7 protein-coding genes and 1 pseudogene are annotated in these 5,830 nt (G+C 59.1%); 5 read left to right on the top strand and 3 right to left on the bottom strand.

Going from position 1 to position 5,830, the window contains the following annotated elements; genetic code table 11:
• Window positions 1-132 precede the first annotated feature (132 nt).
• A complete protein-coding gene (locus tag EN925_RS20285; protein ID WP_127368817.1) occupies window positions 133-489 on the top strand; it encodes a hypothetical protein in 357 nt (118 codons plus the stop codon).
• A gap of 96 nt (window positions 490-585) precedes the next feature.
• Here the strand turns inward: EN925_RS20285 and EN925_RS20280 are convergent, their stop codons facing one another.
• Window positions 586-1,584, bottom strand: a complete 999-nt coding sequence (locus tag EN925_RS20280) for a L,D-transpeptidase (protein WP_127368824.1) — start codon at window positions 1,582-1,584, stop codon at window positions 586-588.
• A 254-nt stretch (window positions 1,585-1,838) separates the two neighbouring features.
• Between EN925_RS20280 and EN925_RS20275 the strand changes: the two genes are divergently transcribed.
• The 4 genes from EN925_RS20275 to EN925_RS20265 all read left to right on the top strand — a co-directional run bounded on the left by EN925_RS20275 (window position 1,839) and on the right by EN925_RS20265 (window position 4,074).
• The gene (locus EN925_RS20275; protein ID WP_127368818.1) at window positions 1,839-2,336 is read left to right on the top strand and encodes a YidB family protein; all 498 of its coding nucleotides are present in this window, start codon (window positions 1,839-1,841) and stop codon (window positions 2,334-2,336) included.
• 52 nt (window positions 2,337-2,388) lie between these two features.
• Complete coding sequence (locus EN925_RS20270; RefSeq protein ID WP_245460948.1) at window positions 2,389-2,757, top strand: DUF4112 domain-containing protein; 369 nt, start codon at window positions 2,389-2,391, stop codon at window positions 2,755-2,757.
• A 480-nt stretch (window positions 2,758-3,237) separates the two neighbouring features.
• Window positions 3,238-3,411, top strand: coding sequence for a hypothetical protein (locus EN925_RS39715; RefSeq protein ID WP_164894296.1), 174 nt, complete (start codon window positions 3,238-3,240; stop codon window positions 3,409-3,411).
• A gap of 186 nt (window positions 3,412-3,597) precedes the next feature.
• Complete coding sequence (locus EN925_RS20265; RefSeq protein ID WP_127368819.1) at window positions 3,598-4,074, top strand: ferritin-like domain-containing protein; 477 nt, start codon at window positions 3,598-3,600, stop codon at window positions 4,072-4,074.
• 109 nt (window positions 4,075-4,183) lie between these two features.
• On the opposite strand, the pseudogene EN925_RS40820 reads toward EN925_RS20265, so the two are convergent.
• A pseudogene (locus EN925_RS40820) lies at window positions 4,184-4,318 on the bottom strand (CsbD family protein); the annotation flags it as partial.
• A 625-nt stretch (window positions 4,319-4,943) separates the two neighbouring features.
• Complete coding sequence (locus EN925_RS20250) at window positions 4,944-5,426, bottom strand: DUF982 domain-containing protein (protein ID WP_127368821.1); 483 nt, start codon at window positions 5,424-5,426, stop codon at window positions 4,944-4,946.
• Between the last annotated feature and the right edge of the window lie 404 nt (window positions 5,427-5,830).

Below are 5,830 nucleotides of genomic sequence, written 5' to 3'. Positions count from 1 at the left end.
AAAAGCACGCCGGTCGCTGCCTGAAAGGCCGGCCAAAACGGACACCAAGTCCGCTGCGTGGCCGGTATTTTCTCTGATAGGAACCTTACGCAGCCGTTAGTCGTTGAGCGTTGACAATCAAGGAGTCTGAAGATGGCCGATGATCCAAATGCAAACGCGACACCGAGGCCGACGCAGCGCGAAGCTCAGGCAACCTTGGAGAAGCAGGTTGCCCAGCTGAAGCGCGAGATCAACAAGATCAATCGGACGCTGGCAGAGCGCGCAGAAGAGGTCGTCGAGGAAGCCACGGGCTGGTATGACAGCGCTGCCGAGCGGGCCGGCCGTACGGCTCAGGCCCTGCGGACCGGGGCCCAATCTGTTTCGGGAGCCGTCCAGGACAATCCGGGCACTGTGTCGACCGCCTTTATTCTTGGTGCTGCAATGGGTCTGCTACTGGGTCTCACCCTCAGCCCCGATGGGTCTAGTCGGGATCGCTGGTTCTACAAGTAGCCCGGAGATGGTCGCGTCGTGCACCAAGCTTGATATGGCAGAGTAGACCTCGGGGTAGCATTCATAACAGGAAATGAAACTTGGTGAGCGGTATGCTTATTTAGGTTTGTCGCCAGCGTCAGCCATTTCGCCTTTGAAGGTAACTTTCGTGCCCTTTTGCACCATCGAGGCGACGTCTTCGGCATCCCAGTTCGTCAGCCTGATGCAGCCATGCGAGAAGGTTTTCCCGATCTTGCCGGGTTCGGGCGTGCCGTGAATGCCGTAGCTTTCGATCGACAGATCGATCCATATCGACCCCACCGGATTGTTCGGGCCGGCAGCAATGGTGAAGGGTCGCTTGGTTTTGACGCCCTTGAAAGCGAAGTGGGGATCATAGTGATAGGTCGGATTGTGCACCACGCGTTTGACCTCTGCCTGGCCACTCGGCGCCGGCTTTTCGTCACTGCCGATCGAGGCAGGGTAGACTGCAAGCGCTTTACCGGAAGGATCAAGCGCGCGTAGCACGCGAGCCTTCTTGTCGACCTCAACCTCGGCAATGGCGGCGGGAGGATCGCCCCGACCAATATCAGGCACCAGCAACTTCGTGCCGGCCTTCCTGAAGCCGATGCCAGGATTGAGCCTTCGCAACAGTGGTTCGCTGATATGGAAGCGCTCCGCCAGCTTTTCGGCCGCATTGTGATAGCCTAGCCTCGACAGGCGGGCCATCCGCTCGAGGCGAGCTGGAATTCGCTTGGTAAAAGGTCCGCGCACATCCTTGCGGGTCAGCTCATAGGTGACCAGGACTGGACTCGAGGAAGTTGCCAACAGCTTGTCCCAAATCTCCCTGGTGAGCTTGCCATCGGACGGCAATCCGTTCGCCGTCTGGAAGGCGCTGAGCGCCTTGGTGAAGCTCTCTCCAAGGTGGCCGTCGATCAGGCCCGGCGAGAAGCGCGCGCGGTCCAAGAGAATTTGTGCTTTCAGAACGGCCGGGTTCAAACCCTTTGGGGTGTCGGACGCGAATTGCGCTTGGTTGACGGCGGTCAGGTTCAGTTTCGCGGCTTCGGCTCCGCCACATGCGAGGAGGAACGCTGTGGCGGCAACAAGGAGCCTGATCATCGATTTCACTCCGGACGGGGACCTGCCTATATGACGCGACACAGCCTATTTGGTTCCGTTACCTCGCCCCAAGACAGTTGTTATTCAAGGATTTAGCACAGGCGTGGCCTGGTAATGGTCCTCACATCCCAGTCGAACAAGTTGGTCGATCTCGCTCGGGAGAGGGCCGCGACGACACCCAACATTACATTATCGCTCGCGGAACTTTTGTGAGGCTGAGCCCTTCCTCCATTTGGACCGTGGAGGAGACCAAAATGGCAAATCTGGGAAGATTGGCGATCGCGATGCTTGGCGTCCTGGCGTATCAAAATCGCGACAAGATCGGTGAGATGATACGTAGAGTTGGAGATCGTAACCCAAACGACCCGCAAGGCGGGGTTCTGGATCAACTATCGAAAGGCGTGTCGGGAACGGCGCTTGGCGACATCCTCGACCGATTCAGAGGGGTAGGGGCTGGAGCCAAGGTCGACTCTTGGGTTGGCACCGGACCGAACCAACCGATCGGGCCAAGCGACGTGGAAACGGCCATAGACGAAGACACACTCACTTCCCTTTCGTTGCAGACCGGTCTTTCGCGGGATGAGTTGATTGCCAGGATCACGAAAGATTTGCCAGAGGCAGTCAACAAGATGACGCCAAATGGCGAATTGCCAGCCGAGCCGACGCAGGTCTCTGATGAGACGACCCTGCTCGATGACGTGCCGTCACGTAGTTCGCAAGCTAAGAATTCACCCGGTCAAAGCGATGTCTAGAGTGACAGTTCTAGACTGGGAAGGTCTGAATCGCACACGCCCGGCGGCTGGGATGAGCGGACAGGGCCCCCCCGACTCTGAGGCAGCAAGAGCAATTGCCGAGCTGGACTTATTGGCCGCTTTGCTTGATTCCCGCTGGCGCATTCCGGGAACGTCAATACGTTTTGGGCTGGATGCGCTGGTGGGCTTGGTACCCGTCCTCGGAGATGCGGCGACGGGCCTGGTCTCGGCCTATATCGTGTGGCGAGCCCGAAACTGCGGTGCTGCAAATGGTTTGGTAGCCCGCATGTTGGGGAACGTGCTGCTCGATACGGTAGTAGGAAGCGTTCCTCTCCTCGGCTCGATCTTCGACGTCTATTTCAAGGCCAACAACCGCAACATCAGACTGCTTCGCCGTCACCTACAGCCTTGGGTGCGGTAGCACGCTGCTGCAGCCAACGTAAGGGGCGGGGGCACTGGCGTGCATGCACGCTTAGCGCTTTGCCCACGGCGGCTTAACCGGATGGACACATGCGAGTACGCTCCGGGTTAAAGTTGCGACCTTAGCCAGCTCGCGAACCAGTCTGTCATCTTTTCACGCATGGGACGCGCCTGCCATTCTCCTAGGCTAATCTCTCTGGATCGATGAAAATCTTGATTGAACAAATCGATTTGCGTCTTTGAAAAATCTTTGCCCTAAACATTCAGCGTGGTTTCGTCGTTCAGACGTTCCTGATCCTCGTCTCACTCGTTGCGGAGCCAGGCGCGGCCGCGGCACTAACAGGCGATTGGGGCTGGCAGGCCTGGGCCGGGTGGCTGTTCCTCGTGCTGTTTGGGTCGTTCATAGGCTACACGCTCTTCATGCGTCTTCTGCGCGACATCGGCGCCTCGCGGGCCGGAGCCTTTTGCCTTCGTCTCACCCGTGATCGCCGTCCTGCTCGGAATCGTCGCTTACGGTGAGGAGGTCGGCCTGATCGACGTCACCGGCATGGCTGTTATGCTCTCCGCAGCTTTCCTCGCGCTACGCGAGCGCAAGCAAGACCAGCCAATATTGTCGCCTTCCCAGCAGTTGGTTGCCGCGCCTCCTGCACCTTGAGGAATGGATGCATGATCGAACGTCGCCTAAATAATTCCCCAGCCGGAGGACAGTCAGCTCCTGATAGGCGGACACTTTGCTTCCGGCCCAACGGCCATCTGTCTGTCAGGCCGGCGTGAAAAACACGGAACCATTGGCTTCGCTCGCACTTTCTCCCGTGCCAATCCGGGCAAATGGAGCATCATGATGAAGACCTTGGCCGATATTTTCGAGCATACCCTCCAAGACATGTATTACGCGGAGAACGCGATTACCAAGGCACTGCCTAAAGTGGCTGCGGCCGCAAAAGACGCCAAGCTAAAGAAAGCCGCCGAGGATCACCTCGCGGAGACGAAGGGGCAGATCAAGAAGCTGGAGCAGGTGTTCAAGTCAATTGGCAAGAAGGCGTCTGGCGAGAAGTGCGACGCCATCGAAGGGCTCATCAAGGAAGCCGACGGTCTGATGGAGGAAGCGTCAGGGACGGCACTCGATTCCGGCCTGCTGGCGGCTTGCCAGGCAGTTGAGCACTACGAAATTTCCCGATACGGCTCTCTGCGGGAATGGGCCAAGGAACTCGGACATGACGAGGCGCACAAGCTGCTCAGCGAGATCCTTGACGAGGAGAAAGCCACCAACAACAAGCTGACGAACCTCGCGGTCACATCAATCAACAAGCCAAATTGATTAATCCGGCCTAGGTGAAGCGGCAGTATGCCGTGCTTCGCGGCGTTGTGGTCGAATAAAATGACGGCGCTGCAGCTACAGCGCCTTCACATTTGGCAGCCTCGCGGGTTCACCAGCCTTGCCGGCCGTGCCAGTCGTCGATATCGCGCCGGACACGATCCTTCTCAATCCCGTAGCGCTCCCGAATCTTGCCTTCGAGCTGATCGCGTTTGCCGGCGATATGGTCGAGATCGTCATTGGTGAGCAGAAGCGTGGTGGTCTTATCGCGGCGGAAAAGCGCGAATTTATCGAGGCGGGCTTTGATGAGAGCCGGTTGCTGGGGGTGGTTGCCGCTGCTGCGGCGTCTACGACCACCAACTGCACGTTCAACATCACCCGTCCGCCGCTTGAGACAACGTTTCAGCCACAGGCTTGACGGCGACCGTATTACTGCCGACAGCAACAATCCGCCCGTCACTCCTGCCGATGGCCCTGGCGGAAGATTATCCGCGCCTCGCGGAGCAGGGAATTCCGGTCAGTGCCTAGCATGCTGATGAGGCCGCGCGCCTGGTCCGCAGTGATACCGGTTTCCATGGCAAGTTGAGTTACAAGCCTATCGCGCCCCGACATGCGGGCGCCGTCGCATTTATCGTCGCCCATGGTGAGTTGTCCCTTCTCACTTTGGCATTTTATCCCTCAAGCGCAAGCGCAACGGTGAGGCTTGCAATTCGTTCCGGCTCCTTCGCTGACTTCTGGTTGTGGAAAAGGGTGCCCCCGGCTCCCCTGCCTGACCGGCGAGGTCCGGGGGTAGCAACTGCCAGAGGGTTTGGTGAGGCCGCAGGCGGAGCCGAGGCTCGGCGCGCTTGTGGGCGCGCGGGGCGGCGTCCCCTTCAATGCCGGGCTTTCAAAATTCTGGCCTCTCTTAGCAATGCTGCCCGATCGTCGCCAATCATGTGGAAAAGTTCGCGCGCCTGCTCCTCTGTGATACCGGTTTCGCGCGCCAGGAACCGGACCAGAAACTCCTCTTCCTCTTCTATCCGCGCGCGCTCTCGCCGCTTCTGCTCGCTGGGCGATGGGGGCGTGGTCTCGATGTCGGGATGAAGCTCCAGGTCGGCGTCCTCATCCTCGTCTTTCACCAGCAAGCCAGCTTCCCTGGCTGCCGCCAGGAAGGCGCGTCGGGCATTCTCAACTTCGTCCTTCGAGGTCAGGCGCCCGGTACAGGCTCGGAGCGCAGCGCGATATCGCGGACCATGCGCCTCGGGCCAGCGCTCCATCATGAAAACGGCGGCCTGGGACACACTGGCCAACCTCCGGAACTCGCCCGGCCCAGACGTCTCAACGATCAGGGGAACGTCAAAAAAGGCATCGTTCATGAACAGCCCCATTCAATGGGATGGCGAACGAAGGAAGCAGGAGTTGGTTCCGATGGTAGGCGACGCGCGCGCTGGGTCCGCCGCTCCTGTGAAGTTGCTGGACGGTCGCTGTTACAGACGTTCAGCGAGCTGACAGGAGGGCCAAACCCCATGGACCCCAAGAGGCTTGACCACAAGCTCGATTGCAAGGCGTGCGGGACAATCCAGATGGATATCCCGGACAACGCCAATGACAGTACCCCTGGCGGCATTTCGGAATAACAGTCGGGAACTGAATCGCGCGCCGATGCTTGAATCGCGTTTGAGTAACTCAGGGTGGCGTGATGCAAGACGATCGGGTCGTGCCTGAGTTCTGGGGGGAATATGCCGACGCTTGGTTGCCGGGCTTCGATGGTGTGTCCATC

The organism is Mesorhizobium sp. M7A.F.Ca.US.006.04.2.1, from assembly GCF_004022915.1.
Taxonomy (GTDB): Bacteria; Pseudomonadota; Alphaproteobacteria; order Rhizobiales; family Rhizobiaceae; genus Mesorhizobium; species Mesorhizobium ciceri.
This window is presented reverse-complemented; position numbering and strand designations above follow the sequence as displayed.